The organism is Bacillus pumilus (genome assembly GCF_900186955.1).
GTDB classification, from domain to species: domain Bacteria; phylum Bacillota; class Bacilli; order Bacillales; family Bacillaceae; genus Bacillus; species Bacillus pumilus.
The window spans coordinates 312,405-334,746 of sequence record NZ_LT906438.1; the positions used below are offsets into that span (position 1 = coordinate 312,405).

Annotated in this window: 20 protein-coding genes and 2 pseudogenes; 18 read left to right on the forward strand and 4 right to left on the reverse strand. The window is 42.0% G+C overall.

What is annotated here, in order from left to right; all coding sequences use genetic code 11:
* Positions 1-9 precede the first annotated feature (9 nt).
* The 4 genes from CKW02_RS01730 (at position 10) to CKW02_RS01745 (ending at position 3,362) form a co-directional block, all read left to right on the forward strand.
* Complete coding sequence (locus CKW02_RS01730) at positions 10-1,197, forward strand: MFS transporter (protein ID WP_003216903.1); 1,188 nt, start codon at positions 10-12, stop codon at positions 1,195-1,197.
* Positions 1,198-1,309: 112 nt separating this feature from the next.
* On the forward strand, positions 1,310-1,939 hold the full coding sequence (locus CKW02_RS01735) for a LysE family translocator (protein WP_003217164.1): 630 nt from the start codon (positions 1,310-1,312) through the stop codon (positions 1,937-1,939).
* A 101-nt stretch (positions 1,940-2,040) separates the two neighbouring features.
* Entirely contained in the window at positions 2,041-2,424 is a 384-nt protein-coding gene (locus CKW02_RS01740; RefSeq protein ID WP_003216904.1) for a UPF0715 family protein, read from the forward strand.
* Positions 2,425-2,603: 179 nt separating this feature from the next.
* Entirely contained in the window at positions 2,604-3,362 is a 759-nt protein-coding gene (locus tag CKW02_RS01745) for a YqcI/YcgG family protein (protein WP_003216950.1), read from the forward strand.
* Here CKW02_RS01745 and CKW02_RS01750 read toward each other — a convergent pair.
* Positions 3,357-4,709, reverse strand: a complete 1,353-nt coding sequence (locus tag CKW02_RS01750) for an amino acid permease (protein WP_003217176.1) — start codon at positions 4,707-4,709, stop codon at positions 3,357-3,359. The genes CKW02_RS01745 and CKW02_RS01750 overlap by 6 nt on opposite strands.
* A gap of 79 nt (positions 4,710-4,788) precedes the next feature.
* On the opposite strand from CKW02_RS01750, the gene CKW02_RS01755 reads away from it, so the two are divergent.
* The 4 genes and pseudogenes from CKW02_RS01755 to CKW02_RS01765 form a co-directional block, all read left to right on the forward strand.
* Positions 4,789-5,385 carry a DUF1989 domain-containing protein gene (locus CKW02_RS01755; RefSeq protein WP_003217259.1) on the forward strand — a complete coding sequence of 199 codons (597 nt, stop codon included), beginning with the start codon at positions 4,789-4,791 and terminating at the stop codon, positions 5,383-5,385.
* Positions 5,386-5,579: 194 nt separating this feature from the next.
* On the forward strand, positions 5,580-6,401 hold the full coding sequence (gene nadE, locus CKW02_RS01760) for an NAD(+) synthase (protein ID WP_003217095.1): 822 nt from the start codon (positions 5,580-5,582) through the stop codon (positions 6,399-6,401).
* Between the two features lie 133 nt (positions 6,402-6,534).
* On the forward strand, positions 6,535-6,747 hold the full coding sequence (locus tag CKW02_RS20780) for a transposase (protein ID WP_429681839.1): 213 nt from the start codon (positions 6,535-6,537) through the stop codon (positions 6,745-6,747).
* 4 nt (positions 6,748-6,751) lie between these two features.
* A pseudogene (locus CKW02_RS01765) lies at positions 6,752-7,336 on the forward strand (transposase); the annotation flags it as partial.
* Between the two features lie 113 nt (positions 7,337-7,449).
* On the opposite strand, the gene CKW02_RS01770 reads toward CKW02_RS01765, so the two are convergent.
* Positions 7,450-8,028: a hypothetical protein gene (locus CKW02_RS01770; RefSeq protein WP_003217212.1), complete on the reverse strand. Its 579-nt coding sequence runs from the start codon at positions 8,026-8,028 to the stop codon at positions 7,450-7,452.
* A gap of 1,233 nt (positions 8,029-9,261) precedes the next feature.
* On the opposite strand from CKW02_RS01770, the gene CKW02_RS01780 reads away from it, so the two are divergent.
* Positions 9,262-10,374 (forward strand): Rap family tetratricopeptide repeat protein, encoded by a 1,113-nt coding sequence (locus CKW02_RS01780; RefSeq protein ID WP_003216974.1) that lies wholly within the window; start codon positions 9,262-9,264, stop codon positions 10,372-10,374.
* 249 nt (positions 10,375-10,623) lie between these two features.
* Here CKW02_RS01780 and CKW02_RS01785 read toward each other — a convergent pair.
* Positions 10,624-11,025: pseudogene (locus CKW02_RS01785) on the reverse strand (NucA/NucB deoxyribonuclease domain-containing protein).
* Positions 11,026-11,264: 239 nt separating this feature from the next.
* Between CKW02_RS01785 and CKW02_RS01790 the strand changes: the two are divergent.
* From CKW02_RS01790 to CKW02_RS01820, 7 genes are all read left to right on the forward strand, one after another.
* Positions 11,265-12,122 carry a citryl-CoA lyase gene (locus CKW02_RS01790; protein ID WP_003217217.1) on the forward strand — a complete coding sequence of 286 codons (858 nt, stop codon included), beginning with the start codon at positions 11,265-11,267 and terminating at the stop codon, positions 12,120-12,122.
* On the forward strand, positions 12,119-13,552 hold the full coding sequence (locus CKW02_RS01795) for an aldehyde dehydrogenase family protein (RefSeq protein WP_003217168.1): 1,434 nt from the start codon (positions 12,119-12,121) through the stop codon (positions 13,550-13,552). The genes CKW02_RS01790 and CKW02_RS01795 overlap by 4 nt, the downstream gene beginning before the upstream one ends.
* A 9-nt stretch (positions 13,553-13,561) precedes the next feature.
* Positions 13,562-14,338 carry a type I 3-dehydroquinate dehydratase gene (gene aroD, locus CKW02_RS01800; RefSeq protein WP_034620696.1) on the forward strand — a complete coding sequence of 259 codons (777 nt, stop codon included), beginning with the start codon at positions 13,562-13,564 and terminating at the stop codon, positions 14,336-14,338.
* 34 nt (positions 14,339-14,372) lie between these two features.
* Entirely contained in the window at positions 14,373-16,133 is a 1,761-nt protein-coding gene (locus tag CKW02_RS01805; protein ID WP_003217143.1) for a thiamine pyrophosphate-binding protein, read from the forward strand.
* A 22-nt stretch (positions 16,134-16,155) separates the two neighbouring features.
* Positions 16,156-16,536, forward strand: coding sequence for a cupin domain-containing protein (locus tag CKW02_RS01810; protein ID WP_003216877.1), 381 nt, complete (start codon positions 16,156-16,158; stop codon positions 16,534-16,536).
* Between the two features lie 124 nt (positions 16,537-16,660).
* Entirely contained in the window at positions 16,661-17,863 is a 1,203-nt protein-coding gene (locus CKW02_RS01815; protein WP_080984713.1) for a CaiB/BaiF CoA transferase family protein, read from the forward strand.
* A 45-nt stretch (positions 17,864-17,908) separates the two neighbouring features.
* Positions 17,909-19,225 (forward strand): MFS transporter, encoded by a 1,317-nt coding sequence (locus tag CKW02_RS01820; RefSeq protein ID WP_003214439.1) that lies wholly within the window; start codon positions 17,909-17,911, stop codon positions 19,223-19,225.
* Positions 19,226-19,265: 40 nt separating this feature from the next.
* Here the strand turns inward: CKW02_RS01820 and CKW02_RS01825 are convergent, their stop codons facing one another.
* On the reverse strand, positions 19,266-20,624 hold the full coding sequence (locus CKW02_RS01825; protein ID WP_003214025.1) for a hypothetical protein: 1,359 nt from the start codon (positions 20,622-20,624) through the stop codon (positions 19,266-19,268).
* Positions 20,625-20,772: 148 nt separating this feature from the next.
* Between CKW02_RS01825 and CKW02_RS01830 the strand changes: the two genes are divergently transcribed.
* Together CKW02_RS01830 and CKW02_RS01835 are read left to right on the forward strand one after the other, a co-directional pair.
* Positions 20,773-21,546, forward strand: a complete 774-nt coding sequence (locus CKW02_RS01830) for an IclR family transcriptional regulator (protein ID WP_003213953.1) — start codon at positions 20,773-20,775, stop codon at positions 21,544-21,546.
* Positions 21,547-21,631: 85 nt separating this feature from the next.
* Positions 21,632-22,189: a shikimate kinase gene (locus CKW02_RS01835; RefSeq protein WP_003214270.1), complete on the forward strand. Its 558-nt coding sequence runs from the start codon at positions 21,632-21,634 to the stop codon at positions 22,187-22,189.
* Positions 22,190-22,342: the final 153 nt, after the last annotated feature.

The following is a 22,342-nucleotide window of genomic DNA, read 5'->3' on the forward strand; positions in this document are numbered from 1 at the left end:
AGTGAAAAGATGAAAAAAGTATTTTATTTTGGCTGTGTCTTTTATTTTTTTATTGGGACCATTCATGTGTTTTTTGGCAGCTTAACTCCTTATTTACTGTCTAGTTACGATAAGGGTCCTGGGGAATTATCTTCTTTAATCTTTTTTCAGTTTATTGGTTTTTTGACAGGGGTTCTGTTATCCCCCATCCTTGTGAGGAAAAAAGGCTACGGCGCTGTTCTGACCATGGGTCTTTTGCTGATGATCGGGTCACTTCTGCTTGGGCTTTTGGTTCCTGGCTGGTCAACACTTGTGCTGGCAGGTTTTTTTCTTGGGAGCGGGGCAGGCAGTCTTGAGACAACAGCCGGAGCGTATGTGATTTCGATGGCAAACAGTGCGAAGCGAATCAGCATCATGGAGGTCTTCTTTGGGTTAGGAGCACTGTTATTTCCACTTGTGATTTTACTAACTGTCAATGAACAGACGTGGCACTATGTGTTTTTATTTCAAGTCGGTGCACTGACATTCTTCCTTATGCTCTGGCTTACCTTCATGAACAAATTGCCTAGTGGACAGATGACTGCTCCTTCCAATGGGGTAAGAAAACCGTCCTTACTTGTTGATCGAAACAATCGAATCATTGTGGTGATCATGATTTGCTTTGCCTTTTTCTACGCAGGGATTGAAACGAACTTTGCGAACTTTTTGCCGTCGATCATGCTGGAGAAGGGAGGAGACAATTGGGGTCTCTTTGCAGTCTCTACCTTTTGGACAGCGATCGTCATTGGCAGAACTGTCATTGCGAGAAAAGCTGATAAGTTGCACCCGCTGCGTTTTTTAAAGCTAAGCGCAGCACTCATGATTCTGCTGCTCGTTGTATTTGCCCTGACAACCCACATCGCCGCGCAGCTGCTTCTCATCTTTTTCATCGGTCTGTGTGCAGCTGGTATGTTCCCAATCGCACTGACTGCATCTGCATTAATGATTGAAAATGCGATCGACGAGGCGACGAGTTACTTTATTGCAGCCGCAAGTTTAGGCGGAGCCTGCTTGTCCTTCTTGATCGGCTTTAGTCTTGAATGGGCAGGAGCAGCAAGTGCCGTCTTTGTTTTCGCCTTCTTAGCTGTTCTTCTGTTTGCAGCTGCGATTCAAATGAAACGTGCTACGAAAAAGGAAACGGTCCTGCCGCAACAATCGGCGCTGAAAGCCGATCGATAAGCAATACCCGATGCTCCCTTGAGTCCGCCTGAAAAGATGACAACGGACTTGTACTAAACCATAGAACGTTTGAATAATATGTACAAGTCAGCATCAAAAGGAGGACGTCTATGTGGCGGTGTTTTTTGGTTATATCTTTTTAGGGTTGTCACTTTCAGCGCCTGTTGGGCCAGTCAATGCAGCTCAAATCGACAGAGGGATTAAAAGTGGATTTTGGCACGCGTGGATTTTTGGTGTGGGGGCAATGGCTGCGGATATTGTCTATATGCTCCTCATCTATTTTGGTGTCGCCCAGCTTTTGACCGCACCTCTTGTGAAAACTTTTTTGTGGCTATTCGGCTTTTTTGTTTTGACCTATACCGGCATTGAGAGCCTACGTAAAATCAATTTGCAGGAGAGCCCGAAAAAGGATGTTGGAAACACTTCGATGGGTCAGTCATTTATGACGGGGTTTTTCATTTCTCTTTCCAATCCGCTCAGTATTTTATTTTGGCTTGGTATCTACGGCAGTATTTTGGCCAATACGATCGAAAAGTATGGGGCATCTCAAATGCTGATGTACAGCTTGGCTATTTTTATCGGCATGTTGATCTGGGATTTCAGCATGGCGCTGCTTGCTAGTTCGTTTAGGCGCTATTTAAGTGAACGTGTCTTACATGGCTTATCCGTGCTTGCAGGCTTATCTTTACTTGGTTTCGGCGCTTATTTCGGGTATCAAGGGATCATGGCGTTGATTGGGTAGAAAAGCAGACTCATGTTAGTCTGCTTTTTTTGTAAGGATTTACAGACATAACACATTCTTGAATAATGGTGAGATATAAAATGGATTCAAGGAGCTTTGCCATGCGTATTTTTCTTCCAGTATTCAACTATTTGTGCATGCTGATCTTATCAGTCATCACAGCAACATTCGTATATACCATGCTATTTATCCCGACTGAATCAGGCTTTGGTTATGTGGAGATGACAAGTCTGCTGATTTTAATCGCTTATGTAGTGTTTGCTGCACCGATTCAGCTTGTTTTACACAGGCATCCTAGAAGGTTTCGAGGCCGTGACTTACTTGTATATTTTCTTGCGGCGTGGGTGATTTGCTCTGCGTTAGCGTTATGGATTGATTATGGACTGGTTGTGTTCATTAGCTACAAAGTCTATCTGTTTAGCTTTTGCTCAGCCCTCATTTATTGGGTGCTCGATTCTGTCTTTTTGATGAAGAACCGATCATAGGGAAGATACAAAAGCGCTCTATTAAAAGAAGCAGCATGGAGTGAAAGACTCACATACATGCTGAATTTGAATGAGAACATCCACCTCTGGAATGCGCAAGGAAAGTCGCTTAGGGACAGTCACCACAGCCTTTTTTTCTCATAGGCTATGGAGAAGACGCTAAAACGAGGTGGAAGGAAATGGCCCAGTTGTATGCAAAAAGTTGCCTTGATCAAAATCTACGATCACTAGAAGAATGGAAGCAGGATGCTTTTACGCTATTTGGAGAGATGGTAGGAGATGAGGCAGATACATTCCCTTGTGTCCCAGGAAGACAGGGATTTTTTCTCGATCATTTACGCTATGGGTTTGTGGGTGATCCGAGAAAAGAGGAAGCTGTTGAGGAATTAGCGCAGCTGCTGAGAGAATATCAAAGCTGTGCGAAAGAAACGGGTCAATATGCTTCATTTATATGCTTTTTTGAAACACCGCAGGATTTAAAGGAAAGTTCGCTTGAAGAGCTTGAGCAGCAGTTTTGGTCATTGCTTCAACGACTGCACCAGAAAGATGAAGTGCCATGGCCTGAGGATATTCCGCTAGATGCTCATCATCATGAGTGGGAGTATTGCTTTCACGGGGAAGCGTATTTTATTTTATGCTCCACACCGGCTCATAAGCTCAGAAAAAGCCGCCACTTTCCTTATGTCTTAATGGCATTTCAGCCTAGATGGGTGTTTGAGAAATTGAATGGATCGACTAAGTTTGGTCAAAAAATGAGCCAGCTCGTTCGCAAGCGGCTCAAAGCGTATGATGAGGTCGGCGTTCATCCATCATTAAAATGGTACGGTGATCCGACCAATCATGAATGGAAGCAATACTTTCTCCCAGATGAAGAGGCGGAGAAACCAGCCTCCGCCAAATGTCCTTTTACTGCATTAAGAAACATGATGAAATTATGATGCGGTCTGATCCTGCTGCTTCCACTTTTTCCTCATAAATAGCACCATGATGGCAATCACTGCAATGATCCCAAGGCTGATAAAAAAGCCAGGTCGTCCGCTTGCCTCTGTTAAAGTGCCTGAAATGGCGGCTCCAATCAGGAGAAGTGCAAGAAACATTTCGCACGTTTGGCGAGTGGATGGCTTTGATAGCTTTTTACTTGAGAACAGAATGAAGACCCACGTGTACAGAAGGGTAAGGCCGGCTGCTGTTGTGAGGTGCTCGTAGATGTGTTTGGACAAAAAGAGCGCAAGCAAAATCGAGACAATTAATCCAGCAGCAGTTAAGATAATCGAAGACCATCTGACATGAGATGGGTCTTTTTGTTTAAAACAAGCAGGTGCATCTTGATGCTCTGACATCGTGCCAAGCAGCGTCGTGACTGCATAGAGAGAGGCAACCAATGTCGAAAAGCCGGCAATAATGAAAATGCCATTAAAGATATGAAGAAAGATCGATAAATGAAATGGCTCTAATGATGTAATAAAGGGACTGCTGTTCTCATTAAAGGCTGTCACTGGGACAAGCAAGAGAGCAAGTCCAATTGAGACGATATAGATGACCGCTAGAATGATCAGCATGACGCGTCCAGACTTTGCTGCATCCTTCGGGTCCTTTAAATGAACCGCCATCAGCCCCATGACTTCAATTCCCCCAAATGCATAAAACGCGTAAATCAATCCATTCCAAAGACCAAGCGGACCGAGCGGCATCCATTCGTGATCTTTGTTTGGGAGGTGAAGGGTTGGTTTATGATCTGTCAGAATCCCGAATAACACAAGCACAGCAAGGATCATAAATAGAAAAATCGCCGCTGTCTTCAGTACCGCAAGGACATTTTCTGTCTTTTGAAAAGAAGAGAGCCCTATGATAATCACGAGCAGGGCAAGAGCGGAATAAATTGCAGAAAACACCCAGAGCGGCACAGATGGAAACCAGTGGCGGGTAAAAAGAGAAATCGCTGTTAACTGACTTCCTGTAATCAGCATTTCTGCGAACCAATACACCCAGCCATTGCTAAACCCTGCCCAGCGTCCATATGCTTTACGAGCATAGGAACAAAATGACCCTTTATCAGGATTATCGGCTGTCATCGCAGCCAAATGTTTAAAGACGAGATAGGTTCCAACCGCAGCAAGTAAAAAAGAAATGCAGACGGAAAAACCGGACTTTGTAATGGCAATGCTGGAACCAAGGAAGAAACCAGTGCCAATCGTACAGCCGACTCCGATGAGAGAAAGCTGCCACCAAGATAAAGTTTGTTCTTCTTTCAATGCATGCGCAACACCTTTCTGTTTCAATGACATTAGCTTGTGACCGCCTCTTTTTTTTATACATGATCAAGAGGACGTTTTGGGCATACTGTCAAGGAAAGGAGTGTATGTGATGAACGGAGAATATGTCATTTTACCAAAGGGCAGACTGGGCTTTCGTTTAGGAAAAGGCCAATGTATGCGGGTGGTTGATGTTGAAGGCCAGCAAGTAGCAGATGTCATGGCCTATCACGAAAAGGATTTTTATGAAAAATTTGACCAAGGCGCGACAATGGACAGCCTATTTTCGTCCAAAGTGAAAAAAGGCGATAAGCTCTATTCTAATTTATACAAACCGATGTTTACGGTCATTGAAGATACAGTCGAGTGCCATGATTTATATATGCCCGCCTGCCGGCAAGAAATGTACCAGCTTTTATACGGACGGACGCATTTAGAGGTCATGCATACATGCTACGATAATTTAAGGACTGCCTTTGAACCATTTGGGATTCCGAAGGAGGATATGTACTATCCTTTTAATGCCTTTATGAATACAGTCATTGATGAAAAAGGAAAGCTGTCTGTGGAGCTGCCAAAATCTCTTCCCGGTGATTACATTCGTCTGCGAGCTGAAATGGATCTCATTGTGGCCGTATCCGCATGCCCTGCTGATATTGGGAAGTGTAATGGCGCAAGCTGTACATCTATACGGGTAGAAATTGATTGAAAAAAAGGCCAGTCCTTATAGACAGGGTCTTTTTCATTTGTGAATGTTTGATCATTGATGAAATAGGGGAACGTCTTACAAAATGTTCTTCTTGAAAACATGGTATAATGAAGATTCAAAAAACGTTGTCAAATCAATGAATTCAGAGTAAAACCTGTTCTCTTCATGTAGAGGATGCTTAGGAGGAAAAGTGTATGAGTTTGCAAAAAAAGATCAGCCAAGAGTTGCATGTGCAGCCCTCAATTGACCCGAAGCAGGAGATTGAAAAACGGGTTGGATTTTTAAAGGACTACTTGAAAAAAACCGGCGCGAAAGGATTCGTTCTCGGCATTAGCGGCGGACAGGATTCAACGCTCGCTGGCCGTCTTGCACAGCTCGCTGCATCTGAACTGCGTCAAGAAGGAAAGGAAGAGGTAGTCTTTATTGCGGTGCGTCTCCCGCATGGCGTGCAGCAGGATGAAGATGATGCCCAGCTCGCTTTATCATTTATTCAGCCGGACAAGTCGTGGAAATATGATATTGCGCCTGCCGTGACGGCATTCAGTGAACAATATCAAAAAGACACAGGCGGACCGTTGTCTGATTTTAATAAAGGGAATGTCAAAGCACGCATGCGAATGATCGCGCAATATGCTGTTGGAGGAGAAGAAGGATTACTTGTCATTGGTACAGATCATGCAGCCGAAGCAGTCACTGGGTTTTTCACGAAATATGGTGACGGCGGTGCAGACGTTCTCCCGCTCACAGGTCTGACGAAACGCCAAGGCCGGACACTGCTAGAAGCGCTGCAAGCACCAGAGCGCCTATACTTAAAGAAACCGACAGCTGATTTGCTTGATGACAAACCTCAGCAAACGGATGAAACAGAACTAGGCATTACGTACAATGAAATTGATGATTACTTAGAAGGTAAGTCCGTGTCAGAACAAGCAGCAGAAGCAATTGAAAAGCGCTATGTTCAATCAGAGCATAAACGCCAAGTACCCGCTTCCATGTTTGATGACTGGTGGAAATAAGAAAGAGGCCTCTCCAGTGAAGGGGAGGTTTCAGGCTGTCGAGAAAATCTCGACAGCTTTATTTTTTTCCTTAAAGTTTCCATCTCCAAATTTTATAATAGAGATAAGTCCACTAAAGGAGGTGTTTTTTCTTATGTTCCACACTAGAAATTCTTCTCAGCACGAAGCCGAATTTGTATTACTAGATCAACTGGTCGAAGAGGATCACCTGCTTCGTAAAATTGATCAGTACATTGATTTTTCATTTATCATAGACAAAGTCAAACCTTATTATAGTGAGAATAAAGGTCGTCCTTCTCTTGATCAACTTATTTTGTTTAAAATGATATTTATCGCATACCTGTAAGGTATCCGTTCCGTATCTTGATCGATTGGATCACCAAATCACCCGATTTGATTTTCAAGTAGAAGCGGTTGCCATTGATTCTGGTTATTTGACAACATCAATCTGTAAAGGATTTATCCGATCGCCGCATTTTTGGTGTCATCGCACATAGATGCTTTCATCGAACAAGAGGAAATTCCAGTATCATTTTGAACATGATCATTACATATGCCCAAATGGTGAAAAGCTATCATATACGACAACTGACCGAAAAGGTTATAGGTACTATAAATCAGACCCTAAAAAATGCGTTTCTTGTCCTTTCCTTGAAAGCTGTACAAGATCGAAAAATCATCAAAAAGTGATCTCAAGACATGTATGGGAGGAACAAAAAGAAAAGATTAGACAAAATCGTCTGTCTATATCTGGAAAAAAGTTATATAAAAAGAGAAAAGAAAAAATAGAGCGAAGCTTTGCAGATTCAAAACAACTGCATGGGCTTCGCTACTGTTGGTTGAGGGGAAAACAGAATGTGAGTGTGCAAGTTCTTCTCACAGCTGCGTGCCAGAACATGAAAAAGATTGCCACAGACCTAGCCAAGCTAGGCTAAGTCTGTGGGAGGCCTTTTTCATTAAATTTCATCCATCATAATTACGTTGAAAATAAAAAAGCAGGCTCCAGTAAGAGCCTGCTTTTTTATTTATTGTTGCTTAACAGTAATTTTTAAGGTATTTTTACAGTATATGCTAAATCAACAAACATAATATTTACGCCTACATCAACTTTCTTATATTTGTTTTTAACTGCCCATGCAACAGCACCAGAAGTTCCAGCAGTAATAGCCGCAGCGGCTCCAGCACCCCATGGTCCAGCAGCAGCAATTCGACTTGTGTACCAACCGATATATCCGGCTGCAAATCCACCTGCTACTATGGCATTCATGCTTCTAACTTTCGGTCCTAATTTGAGGTGTAAACCTACAAAACCTAATGTCTGCATGTCACCTTTTTTCTCATTCTCTTCAAAGCTAAATTCTTCTGATTTCATTGAAGTCATTAGTAGACTGTCGTGTTCTGAAATTCCCATTTCCATAAGGGTTTCTTTATCAGCTGTAAAATGAATATTTCCATCCTTATCTAATTCGAAGTAATTAGATAGTTTCTCTGCTAATTCCAATTGTTTTTTATCTACACTGACTGGGGGGGTCTCATTATTACCTTGACTGGCATGACTAATCATTGGAGAAGAGAAACCAAATGTAATAGTAAGCACACATAACACTACTAGAAATTTTTTAAACATACGTACCACTCCTATTTGTTTTTTGGGGTAACGCATACATGATATTTCCTTCTATTGGGGTGGAATACTTAGAGGTTAAGGAGAGTAATAAAATGTATTTATTCTTATTCACTTTGATTTATTGTGTAATCACACAGATGTTGAGTTTTTCCTTTGAGATGTCTTTTGGTGTGTACTTGATAGGTTTAGCTTTAATCAAAGGACTTTCCAGTGGGGAAATTAAAGACATCTTTAATTTCAAAAAGACAAGGGACGTGTTCAAAGAAAACAGATTTATAGATTCTTTGATGGAATTGTTTTCTTTGGTAATAGTGTTTATTAATGCATACATAATTGATTATGAACCATTCTCTCCCTTTGAGTTTGTTTATACTTTTTTCTTGCTTGTAGTTCTGTACAGGTTCCTATTTTGGGGGATCATAAGAGAGTCTAAAAAATGGTTGCATAAAGAGTCATAAGAGACATGGGCTTATAAAAATCACTCACTTTCTTTGATATATTCCAATGCTACCATTTATTTCTTTATAATTGGTAATATGGTGGGAATTTTATTTTTCAGTTGCGGTATCCGCAATTAAGGTTCTTTTAATTGGGAGGAGAAATTTCGAATAGAGAAGAATTAGATTGTCAATTATCGCTAATGAACAGGCTGGAGAGCCTGTTTTTTTGTTTCTTAATATTATGTTTTTGTTGAAAAATTCCATTTTGCTTGCGGTGTCCGCAAGCATTTTTTTTATTTTTCAGTGCTTCATTTTGACGGATTTTTTTGTGATAAAATCCAGTCACTGCGGAGGTGAATCATGTGATGGTAGAAGTAGGAATAAACCTGTTTGAGATAGGATTACTCATTCTAGGTGTTTCAGTTTTGTTTTTAATCACAGCTAATGAGGAACGAAAACGAAAAAGAAAGAGCTAGGCTGCTTCTTGAAAGGCGCTTGACGGAAATCAAGAGATTTTAACACTCACATAGAGGTTTACTTAAAAATTTCAGTTGAGATCGCTCAGATTTGATTCTGATCGCTTTTTTTGTTTAGGTATTAAAAGTAGGGGTGGTGTGTCAAAAACGCTTATAAGGGCTTTAAATGTGTTTTTTCGTTTTGGCTACTGAAATCAGTTTGAAAATCTGTTTGCGAGATACCGAAAATTTTAAAAATTGGAACTAAAATGGGTTTTGGACGTATTTCATGTGCTAGGATTTAACATAAAACGGCAAAAATTGAGGGGGATGAATAAATGGCAGCTGTATCTTCAGCGAAAATCGGTCAGAAGATTAATGAATGGTATCAGAATATCAAGAGGCTGAATGTAACAGATGCGGAAATGCTTCGGAGTGAGATCAGAAGGGATTTAGACATCATGGAGGAAGATGAGCAAGCTGTTCTTTATTTTCAGCTTATGGAATTCCGCCACGAACAAATGCTTGAATACATGAATCTAGGAGCTCGGAAATTAAACAAAGCGGAGTACCTGCGATCAGTTGAAGGGCAAGGGCGGAAGCTTACTGGAATCCTGGAATACTATTTTAATTTTTTCAAAGGGATGTATGAGTTTTCGCAAGGTGATTACATTACTGCGATTACTTTTTATCGACAGGCAGAAAAACGGTTGGATCGAGTGGCGGATGAAGTTGAAAGAGCAGAGTTTTACTTCAAGATGGCAGAGATTTTCTATCACATGAAGCAAACTCAAATGTCTATGTATTACATCATGCTAGCCCTTGATACATATAAGGCGCACCCGACTTATCTTGTCCGAGAAATTCAGTCTCGTTTTGTTGTTTCAGGAAATTATATTGATCTTAACAGTTCTGAAAAGTCTCTCCCGCATTTAGACAAAGCATTAGAAAAATCACATGCGATTAAGGATGAATTAATGATTGGTATAAGTTTGATGAACTTGGGTCACTGTTATTCTAGTTTGGAAAAATATCAGTTGGCATTAGATCATTTGGAGGAAGCTGAAATTTATTTGAAACGTCATTCTCACATACGAGCAATCCTTTATCAGCAGGCTCTGATCCATTTTAAATTGGGTAACGATGAATTGGCCAAGGAATATTTGCAGCGTGGCATAGATTATCTAAAATCAAACCCTGATCAATTATTCGAATCTTTGTACGATTTTCTTGTAAACCTATATATAAAGCCACTTAATCTTGATGATCTCAAGGATATTTTGAAACGATTTGATAACATTAGGGGTTATCCATATGTAGAAGAACTGGCATTAGAGTCCGCAGAATTTTATACTAAATGTGAGCGTATGGAGGAATCTGTATATTTGTATCAGCAAATGGTGTACGCTCAAAAACAAATTCGAAGGGGCGACTGTTTGTATGAACATTAGAAAAAGCTTTGTTTTAGCTGGTCTTGCGATCATGATGTTGGTTGGTGGTTCATATCTGAATCATACCGAGACTGCTATGGAGTTGGCTATTCGATTAGGTACATGAAGAATGGCAGACCTTTTGGGTCTGTCTATTTGGAAATTCTTCTGGAACAACACCAATGTACTAACAGACACTCAGAAAAAATCCCTTCCAATTGGATAGGGATTTTTTGAATAAGCTGCGATCTAATTCAAAGTTGCATAACCCTAATCAACAACAAACAGTACGGCCGTTCCATCTTCGTATTCATTTAGTTGATGGGACACCCAAGATCCCGCACCTCGATTGTCTGAAGGAGATATTTATTCTATATCGGCTCCTGCACCGCCTTCTTCACACATAGCCATAGGGAATTCATCTCGATCATATCCCCTTTTTGTTGGTATGTTTTTCAATGATTCTTCTCTATTTTTATCGGCACCTTCTTTATCAATCGTGCAGACGGCAGAAGCGCCCTTTTTTATAGCATTTTTTATGTCTCGTGCTGTTTCTGAATACTTATCAGTCGGAAACTTCAATTTCACATCATACTGAGACCTCTCCAGAAGATGGAGAGGTTTTTTTATGTCGAATTTCAAGTGAGTTTGACAAAATAACCAAAAAATCATTAAATTAGTAGAACGATATACTTAAGTACATTTAACTAAATGAAGATTTTTTTGATCAAAAAAAGCAAGCATAATTAGTTCGATTCACTTAATTTCAATACTATTTACAGTATTTTCAGAAAAAATGATTGACGAAGAAAAAGAATGCGCTTACAATGAAACCACATTCCGAAAAGTGAAATTAGATTCCACTGAATGGAATAAAGGGGTGGTTCACCTCCAAATAAGAAGCTAAAGGAATGATTGACACAATGAAAAATCGAAGTGCACTGGAAATCTACAAAGAGGGAGGCGCTTGGTGGGAAACTGAGATTAGTCATATTCAAAAAAATTCAATTGAACTTCGAGGTTATCCGATTGAAGAACTAATTGGCGAACTGTCGTATCCACAAATGCTTTATTTACTGCTTGTTGGTGAATTATTGGATGATTCAAAAGCAGCTCTTTTTGAAAGTGTTCTTGTCGCAGGTGCGGACCATGGACCAAGAGCGCCATCTATTGCAGCAGCCAGAATGGCGGTGACTTGCGGCATTTCGTTTAATTCCTCTGTTGCAACAGGGGTGAATTTATTAGGTGATATTCATGGCGGAGCCGGAGAGAAGGCCATGCGTATGTTATACGAAGCCAAAGCGATCTACGATGATCAAAAGGATATACAGTTTGCGGCCAAGCAAGTATGTCACACATGGTTAACTCGCAAGGAAAAAATCCCGGGGATCGGCCATCAGCTTCATGATGATGATCCGAGGGTTAGACGTCTATATGAGCTAAGTCACACATATGTCCAGCAAGGTCTTATCAGTGGGATATATTTACGGTTAGCCGAAGCGATTAGACATGAGCTTGAACACCTGAAAGGGAAGAAAATCACGATGAATATAGACGGTGTATCTGCTGCAATCCAATGTGAATTAAACATTCCAGCAGAAGCAGCAAAAGGCATTTTTTCCTTATCCAGAGGAATGGGCATCGTGGCGCATGCATATGAGGAGCTGACAAAGGGAGCCCTCGTGAAGGGACCTTGTCCAAACGAAGAAAGATTGGTTCGTTATGCAGGACATGGAACGCGGCACTTGAAGGAGGGAGAGAAAATTTGAGCAGTTTGAAAGCGTTATCATATATAAACGGCGAGTGGATGGATACCGATCGTGTGAAAACAGATATCATCAATCCTTACTCAGGAGAAAGGATCGGTACATCATATCTCGCCTCATCACAAGACATAGAACAGGCACTTTCTATTGCGCAGCATGCTAAAAAACAAATAGCGGGAATATCGGCAATCGAACGCTCAAAGCTTCTAACGAAAGCAGCCACCTTGCTTGAAGAACAAAAAGACCATTTCGCAAAACTGATTTCGTTAGAATTAGGCAAACCGCTTAAAAATACAAGAGATGAAGTCTCACGATCAATCGAGACGCTAGCGCAGTCGGCGGAAGAAGCGAATCGATTAGTAGGTGAGACCATTCCAGGCAATGTATCATCGCGTGGGCAGGGAGCAATGGCCATGACATTTAAAATACCAGTCGGAGTTGTGCTGGCGATTACTCCTTTTAATGCACCGCTCAACTTAATTTGTCACAAAGTTGGTCCAGCTTTTGCGGGAGGGAATGTCATTATTTTGAAGCCTGCACCGCAAACATCAGCTGTTGCTACAGCGTTTGTCAAACTCCTTCTCGAAGCAGGGTTCCCTGAGGCAAGTTTGCAGCTTGTGATTGGCGGGGTCGAGGCTGGGAAACAGTTAGTCACTGATGAAAGAACGAATCTCATCTCTTTTACCGGTGGGGCTGCCGGAGGAGAGCATATTACAACCTCTGCGGGATTAAAAAAAGTATTGCTCGAACTCGGAGGGAATGGCGCGACGATTGTTCATCACGATGCTGATATTGAACAAGCCGCATCCCTTTGTGCCAAGACAGGCTTTAGTAATTCTGGTCAAAGCTGTATTTCTGTTCAAAGAATTTATGTCCACCAGGAAATAATGCCGTCGTTTACTGAGGTATTAAAACAAAAAGTAGAGCAGCTTGTCGTTGGAGATCCGCTGTCCAGTGAGAGTGATATCGGCTGTATGGTCGATGCACAGGCCGCGCAGCGTGTTGAGACATGGATACAAGAGGCAGAGAGTATGGGGGCACAGCTTTTATGTGGGGGAAAAAGAAATGGGGCGAGCATCACACCGGCTATTTTGCTGAACCCTCCGAAACAGGCCAAGGTCGTCTGTGAGGAAGTATTCGGCCCAGTTGTCAGCATTCTCCCTTATGCGGAGCTGGAGAAGGCAATTAAAGAAGCAAATGATAGTCGATATGGTTTGCAGGCAGGGATCTTTACGAATCAGCTGGATGTTGCGTTACACGCAGCAAAAGAGCTTGAAACTGGCGGTGTTGTCATCAATGGGACATCAAATTTTAGACTGGATCATTGGCCTTATGGAGGAATTAAGCGAAGTGGTCTTGGAAGAGAAGGTCCGCGTTTCGCTATTGAGGAGATGACCGAAACCAAAATGATCGTGCTTCCACAGGGTCTGTGAAAGGGGCGTTTGGATGTGAATGCATTTCAGCAAAAGGTAAAAAGTGTGCAGACAGGCGGTCAGCCAATGATTTGTACGCCGCTCATCGGGCAAACAAAGGAAGAATTGTTTCATGAGGTCGAGGTATTAACTGAGAAGAAGCCTGATGTGATAGAGTGGCGGGCGGATTTTTTTCATCACCTTCATGACAAGGAACAAGTCATAGAAACCCTTAAGGGAATGGTAGAAAAGGCAAAGGGCATACCATTTTTATTCACCATCCGCTCTGAAAAGGAGGGCGGCGAAAGTATATCACTCTCAGAAAATGAGAAGGTTTCTCTGCTTGTCGAGCTTTGTTCCACACAGCTTGTGGACGCCGTTGATTATGAATTGATGCATGATGTGACACATTTACAGCAAGTCAGTCAGGCGGCTAAAAGTAATGGGGTCACCTTAATTGTGTCGTATCACGATTTCCAGCGTACCCCTGAGTTGGATCGTCTCGTGCAGCTCTTCGTCAATGCAGAATCAGTCGGCGCCGACATCGCAAAGATTGCAGTGATGCCGCATTCCTATGAGGATGCATTAACACTGCTCTTTGCGACCAGCCATGCGAACAAGCAGCTGTCGATTCCCGTTATTTCGATGGCAATGGGAGAATATGGGGCTTTTACAAGAATGGTTGGTGGACTTTTTGGATCTGTCATGACCTTTGCTGTAGGGAAAGAAAGCTCAGCTCCCGGGCAAGTGGCAATACAGGATTTGAACAGCGTTCTATCTATTGTTTTTAAAAGAATAAGTGAGTAGCAGATTCATAGCTGCACCGTGAGAGGAGAGAAACATGAAGAAGAATATTTCTACACAGGTTATTCAGTATTTAGAGAATCGGGGAGTCGAGCATATTTTTGGTCTCTGCGGTCATACGAATATTGCTTTTTTATCAGCGCTTGAAAAAAGCTCGATTCAATTTGTAAATGTCAGACATGAACAGATAGCGGCACATGCAGCAGATGGTTATGCGCGAGCAAAGAAACAGACAGCTGTTGTTCTCAGTCATCTAGGTCCTGGACTCACCAATGCGGCAACAGGGGTAGCGAATGCAGCACTTGATTCCATTCCAATGGTTGTCATTGCAGGAGATGTCCCGAGTCATTACTACGGAAAGCACCCACATCAAGAGATCAATCTTCATTCCGATGCCTCTCAATACGAAATTTACCGGCCGTTTGTGAAAAGAGCATGGCGAGTCGATATTCCAGAATTATTTCCAGAGATTTTATCAAAAGCATTTCAGTTAGCTGAAAGCGGCCGTCCTGGCCCAGTGCTGATATCTGTTCCAATGGATGTGTTCTCAAAAGACCTAGATGTGTCCTTGTTTGAACAAATCAACCATCATACACAGACCATTGAAAAGCCTTCAATTGATGATCAAACGGCCAATCGGATATTAGATCGATTGCTGCAGGCAGAAAGGCCGCTTTTATATGTAGGGGGAGGCATTTTACTAGCTGACGCAGCTGAAGAATTAAAGGCATTCTCTGATCATCTAAGTATCCCTGTCGCCCATTCTTTGATGGGGAAAGGAGCCATGCCAGATGATCACCCAATGACCCTTGGAATGACAGGATTTTGGGGGACAAAATTTATCAATGATCAGTGCAAAGCGGCGGACTATATATTGGCTTTAGGCACCCGTTTTGCTGAAGCTGATGCGAGTTCGTGGGAATCAGAATATACGTTCCGTTTCCCATCAACCAAGCTCATTCATATTGACATTGATCCGAATGAAATTGGACGTAACTATCCTGTTGACATTGGAGCAGTAGCTGATCTGAAGCAGGCCTTGACTGTACTCAATCGAGTGGCGAGAGAAAGACTGCCAGAAGGGCTGAATCGACCTGAATTGAAAAAGGAAATTGCGGCATATCGTAAGGAGTTTCAGGCGAGCAACCTGACGAACATTCAAGATGAATCCTTCCCAATGAAGCCGCAGCGTATTTTGCAGGAAGTGCGAGAAGTATTACCGCCAGATGCCTTTATTACAACGGATGTTGGCTGGAATAAAAATGGGGTCGGACAGCAATTTCCTGTGCTCACGCCAGGGACCATTCTAACACCAGGCGGCTTTGCAACGATGGGATTTGGAGCACCTGCCGCACTTGGGGCAAAGATTGCCCAGCCTGACCGTGTCGTTGTGTCACTCGTTGGGGACGGCGGATTCGGTCAAAATCCATCCGTTCTCGCAACAGCCGTTGAAGAGAACATTCCTGTTGTGTGGATTGTGATGAATAACAGTGCGTTTGGAACAATAGCTGGCTTGCAAATGGCGCACTATGAAACGACGTACGGTACTGTTTTCAGAAAAGGTGGAGAAAGCTATTCTCCGGATTTTGCTGCCATTGCAAGAGGTTATGGGATGAAGGGGATTAAAATCACCTCTGCTTCTGAATTCAAAGAAGCTTTAGCTGAAGCAATTGCATCTCAAGAGCCTTGCGTCATCGATGTAGCAATGAAAAATGATCCTGTCCCTACGGATGGACATTGGAATATTAATGATATTTATTCACCAAATTCAAAGCGCTCACATGTCAGCGTGAATTAAACATAACGAGGAGGAAGTAACAATGAAAATTAAAGTATTGAATCCGTTTCAAGATGGGAACCCATTATGGTTAGGTTTAGATCATCCAGAGGAGCAAATGATTCGAAAGGTATTTCAAACCATTACACCAGATACTGTTGGGTCCGAGCATATGATGGCAGGTCTCACCATTTTTGAACCGGGAGAAGCAAGTTCAGTGCACAATCACCCAGGTTCAGAGGAATTTGATTATGTGATTAAAGGATCTGGCGAAGTCATTTGTGATGGAGAAAGGCAGTCCTTTAAACAAAATGATTTCATGTTCATTCCAGACGGTGTCTCGCACCAGCATGTAAATACAGGAGATGAACCTTTATGGCTGATTTGGCTTTACACACCGCAAGGGCAGCTTCCGAAGGATTAACAAACTGCTCCGGTAAGCCCTCCTTTTGAATCATCAGGGTCTTCCGGGTCAATCAGAAAGATGACAAGGGCTAAAATAGAAAGTTATTTAGCCCTTCATCACTTGAATGAAAGGGAGTCAAGCAATGAATATGAATACACCGCTCGAAGGAATGAAAATATTAGACGTCTCTACGATGATCGCTGCCCCCTATGGCGCGGTGCTTCTAGGGGATTTTGGTGCAGAGGTCATCAAAGTCGAGATTCCTGGTAAAGGCGATACGCTGCGGCATGTTGGCCCTTTTGCAGAAGGTGAACCACTTAGATGGTCAGGTCTCTCACGGAATAAGAAATCTCTAACACTGGATCTCCACAAAGACGAAGCAAAAGACATTTTTAAAAAGCTTGCAGGTCAGGTCGATGTGTTGATTGAAAATTTTCGCCCTGGAACTCTCGAAAAATGGGGCGTGGGGTACGACGTATTAAAAGAAATCAACCCTCAATTAATTATGATTCGTGTATCGGGTTATGGACAAACGGGTCCGTTTAAGGACAAGGCCGGATTTGGAACACCTGCGACGGCGTTTAGCGGATTTACATATATTCAAGGGTTTCCAGACCGGCATCCAGTCAGTCCTTCCTTTTCTTTAACAGATTATATTGCAGGCATATATGTGGCGTTTGCTACTGTGACAGCGATGTATTACAGAGATACACATTCAGAAGGAACTGGGCAAATGGTGGATTTGGCCCTCTATGAATCTGTGTTTCGTATGTTAGAATTTTTGGTTGCAGAATATGACAAGCTTGGGAAGGTGCGTGAGCGTTCACCGGGGTTAAGCGGTCATTCAAGCCCTGCCGGCACCTATGTGACAAAGGATGGGCATTATTTGGTTCTTGTGACGAGTACGGATTCGACCTTCAATCGATTGGCAGAGGCGATGAATCGCTTAGATTTATTAGAGAATGAAAAATTCGCGGTCAATGCATCTAGGCTGAAGCATAACAAAGAGATGGATGCGATCGTCTCTCAATGGATCGCGTCGAAAACAAGGGATGACGTATTAGAAATTCTAGATACTCATGGCGTTCCTGTGAGCCCAATTTTAAGTATTCAGGATATTTTTGAGCATCCGCAATTTAAAGCACGAGAGAATATCGTCGAGGTACATCACCCCCGTCTTGGAAAAGTAAAGGTGCCCGGGATCATTCCGAAATTTGAAAAAACACCCGGAAGTATCCGGCACATTGCACCTGATTTAGGCGAACATAATTATGAGATTTTAACAAATATGCTTGGTTTAACAGAAGAAGAGTGTAAACAATTGGAAGAAAAAGGGGTTATTTAAGACGCTCAACCGAATCGCACGCTGCGGAAACAAAGGAGGATGGTTATGAAAGTGCATTCAGAACTGAAGGGGAATGAATTGCGGCCCGCTTATATGAAGCCAACGAAAGCCCGTTTTGGCATATTGATTCTGTTGTTTTTTATTACCGCCATTAATTATATTGATCGAGCCAGTGTATCCATTGTTGCACCTGCTATTCAATCTTCATTGCAATTAAATCCTGCCTTATTAGGCCTCATTTTTTCAGCATTTAGCTGGACATATACAGCGATGCAAATACCAGGCGGTTTTATTCTCGATAAATTTGGCTCAAAGGTAACGTATGGGATATCACTCATTACCTGGTCTATTTTCACAGGCCTGCAGGCGTTTGCGAACAGCTTTGCTTTTTTATTCGGCTGTCGTTTGTTTATTGGAATTACAGAATCTCCCGCATTTCCTGCGAATAACCGCATTGTCACCACATGGTTTCCAAGACGGGAACGGGCTTTTGCGACAGGTGTTTATACTGCTGGAGAGTATGTGGGTCTTGCATTTGCGACACCTCTTCTTTTTTGGATCATGACGACTTTCGATTGGAGAACCGTCTTTATTACGGCAGGTGCGCTCGGTATCATATTTGCTTTCTTTTGGTACAAGTATTATCACGAACCGAAAGAGCATCCGAAGATGAATGAAGAGGAGTTAGAATTGATTCGGCAAGGCGATGGACTGACAGTAGCATCACAGGGGAAGCTGAAATGGGCAGACTTTGCCGCCCTTCTAAAATACCGTAAATTGATTGGGCTCTATATTGGCCAATTCTCTGTAGCATCTACACTTTTTTTCTTTTTAACATGGTTTCCGACCTATTTAGCAGAGGCGAAAAATATGGCATTTCTTAAGGTGGGTTTTGCGGCTTCTCTTCCTTATATTGCTGCATTCTTTGGGGTATTGTTTGGAGGTTATGTGTCTGATTGGCTGCTTAAAAAGGGCGTATCCGTTAATGTAGCGAGGAAGCTGCCGGTAGTAGTTGGCTTGCTTCTGACGAGTACGATTGTTTTAGCGAACTTTACAACGAATATTCCGCTTGTGCTGACCATTTTATCCATCGCTTCATTTGCACAAGGACTGTCTAATATCTCTTGGACGTTGCTGTCTGAAGTGGCACCAAGGGAAATGGTTGGGCTGGCTGGCGGTGTATTTAACTTTTTTGCTAATTTAGCTGGGATCATCACTCCGCTTATTATCGGATTCATCGTGTCGGCGACAGGTTCTTACAACGGAGGGATTTTATTCGTCAGTTTAGTCGCATTAGGCGGGGCATTGTCGTACATTTTTATCGTAGGGAAAATTGAACGTATTCAATTAAAACCAGAGTGAGAAAGCAAAAGAGAACTCAAACCAAGTTGAGTTCTCTTTTTTATGAATAAAAGATAATAGTGATGATCGTTGCACATGCGATACCCATGCTGATATAAAAGCTAGCAAACCATATATTCCAGCGAGTGATACGGTAAGGGTTGACCTTCATCAAATCAGCTAACAGGGAGACAGAAACATTAAAAGGACTAAACATGACAGTTGATGTTCCAGCAACGATAAGCATGATGGCAATGGGAAGAGCAGGAAGTTCTTGGATGACAGGTGCCATCATGCTGACTAACAAAGCAAGCGAGACGAGCGGGTGAAAACCGCAAAGAGCGGTGATCAGAAAATATAACCCAATGACACAATAAACCAAAATGGCATCGTCTGATATACTGACAATAAATGCTTGAATCGGCTGCATACTGTTGGTGGCAAGCAGCATATCGACAAAGAAGCCAGCACTTAAAAATAGACACATATAGTTAGAGAGCTGACGGGTTTTTTCTTTCCAATGAGGGACAGAGACGGCTATATATTGTTTTCTTTTTTTGATGACAGAAGAGAATAATAGAGCAAATGGAATAATGGTTAGCACAACAGCGAATAAATAGCCTTTCCCAATCCATGCATCGACAAGTGAGACGGCTGTCATAAAACTCAGCAGCATGAAAGCAAGCTGAAGGGTTTTTCGCTTAATTCGACGAGGATTGGAGTTTGTTTCTGTGGACTGAATGATGTTTGGGTGTCGTTTGCTTTGACGAGAAAAGAGCATCCAATCTGTCGCCAGCACGATGACCATTAAACCAAAAGTAACGGGTGCGATTTGATAATATTTGAGTTCGGTTGCATCAATGGTGACGCTTACGAGCACTTCAACAGGACTCCAGCTTAAACATAATGCATATGACCTTAAAAGGTTGCGTGTATAAAGATGTTGTTTCACTTGTTCTTTTAGAGAATCCAGCGACGGTTTGAGCGATGTATATAGTAAGGGGATCGTTGCGATATTTAAAAACATGCCAAGAATATGAGTGACAAATGAACTCTTGCGATAAAGCTGGTTTGTGCTCGTTGTATGCAGTGTGAGCAGTTTATTTAATTGTGTATCGAAATGTCCAACATGTATGAGAGAATGAATAAAAGGCAGCATGAAAAATAGAGAAAGCAAGCCTAGCATGGAATGAAAGTGAAGAAAAAAAGTGTGCAATGGCTCGTCGGATAAGAAGAATAAGAACAAGCCAATCATGAGAAACATACCACCTGTTTTCAAATAAAGGCCACTTGCTTTCTTAAAAGAAATGATGAGCGAAGTAGCGGCCAGCAGACCAACAAAATAGGAGAGTATGGGAGCGGGAAATAGTTGATGAACAATATATAGGCTAATAAGAAGTGTAAAAACGAGCAAGTACATTCAAATATCTCCTCCATCAAACCTCTCCAATCGTTTTTATTCCGACTGGTGGAATTTGTTTTCTTTTAGTGGAACGTTTAAAATGGATTATAGCAAAATCGATCGTTTATGTCGATAAGAAATCAAAGGGGAAAAGGAGAAACTGAACATGGCTGATAAGAAGTCAAAAGAAGAATCAGGACTGCGCACAGTTCAGCGCGCTTTGGATATTCTTTATTGTTTTAGTGAAGAACGTCAAGAGCTGACGCTAACGGATATTTCAAAAGAGATGAATTTAGCAATGTCTACTACAACGAGACTGCTCAAGGCACTTGAAATGAATCATTTTGTGGAAAAGAATCAAGACACAATGAAATACCGATTGGGTCAAAGACTTTATCTCCTTGGATACATTGCAGGAAAGTCCATTAAATTGAGAGAACTGGCTAAACCACTCATGTACGCACTTCGTGATGAAACAAAAGAAACCGTCAACCTGTATGTACTGGATGCAACAAGCAGGGTTTGTATTGAACAGGCGGAAGGGCTGCAATCGATTCGACATCTTGTCAAGGTTGGTGAGAAGCTGCCGTTATACGCAGGTGCAGGCGGAAAGGTATTATTGGCATTTCAAAGTGAAGAATTTCAACAAAAAGTATTAGCGTCTGAGGCTGATCATGTGATGAGAGATGACTGGCAAAAGGAATGTAAACATATTCTTGACACGTATACTTCTTGCAGCATCGATGAACGAGAGGTAGGATCTGCGGCAGTAGCGGCACCAGTCTTTAACATTCATGGGGAAGTGAAGGCTTGTTTATCCATATCTGGTCCAACCCAACGGTTTACTGAAGAAGTCATTCCCCAGCTGCAGCAAAAAGTGAAAGAACAGGCACAGAGGCTTTCTGAACAGCTCGGCTACGTCGTCAAACACAATTTTTAAGATTGCCTATCTTTTCGCGCTCCATTTATCATATAATAGAAACATTATGTAGCATTCCTTGTCGTAAGGAGGACGTGTCACGATCATGAAAATCAATAGAGAAATCCCTGTAAGACAGCGGAATATTGTTCTCATTGGCTTTATGGGTGTTGGGAAAACAACCATTGGTCAGCTAGTTGCCAAAAAGCTATATCGAGATTTTATTGATGTCGATCAGGAGATTGAGAAAAAATACAACATGACGATTCCAGAGATGTTTCAGCAAAAAGGAGAAGCATTCTTCAGACAGGCTGAAAAGGATTATATCGTCGATTTATGCGAACATACACAACTCAAGATCGTCTCACTTGGAGGCGGTGCATTCAAACAGGAAGAAATCAAACGTGCCTGCTTGAAGCATTGTACGGTTCTTTTCCTTGACCTATCTTGGGAGAATTGGAAGCAGCGGCTTGATATTTTAATTGAAAACCGCCCTGTTCTTCACAACCGGACGCTTGATGAAATGAAAGAGTTGTTTGAAGAACGCCGGGAGATTTATTCTCTTCATAACTCCAGGGTGGAAACAGATCATTTAGAGGCTGAGGAAGTCGCCAATTATATTGTGGACACACTCAAGCTTGGCTGGGATTTATATTCGAAATAAAAAAAGTCTACCGTTTAGGGTAGACTCAGATTGTTGACAAAGGGCTAAAATGATCTTTATTTTAGCCCTTTGTCTTCTTTCTTTTCAGCGTGATAGAAAACCTTTTGATGTTTTGACCATAAAAATTTATTTATCCTTTTTTTGGTATGTTGC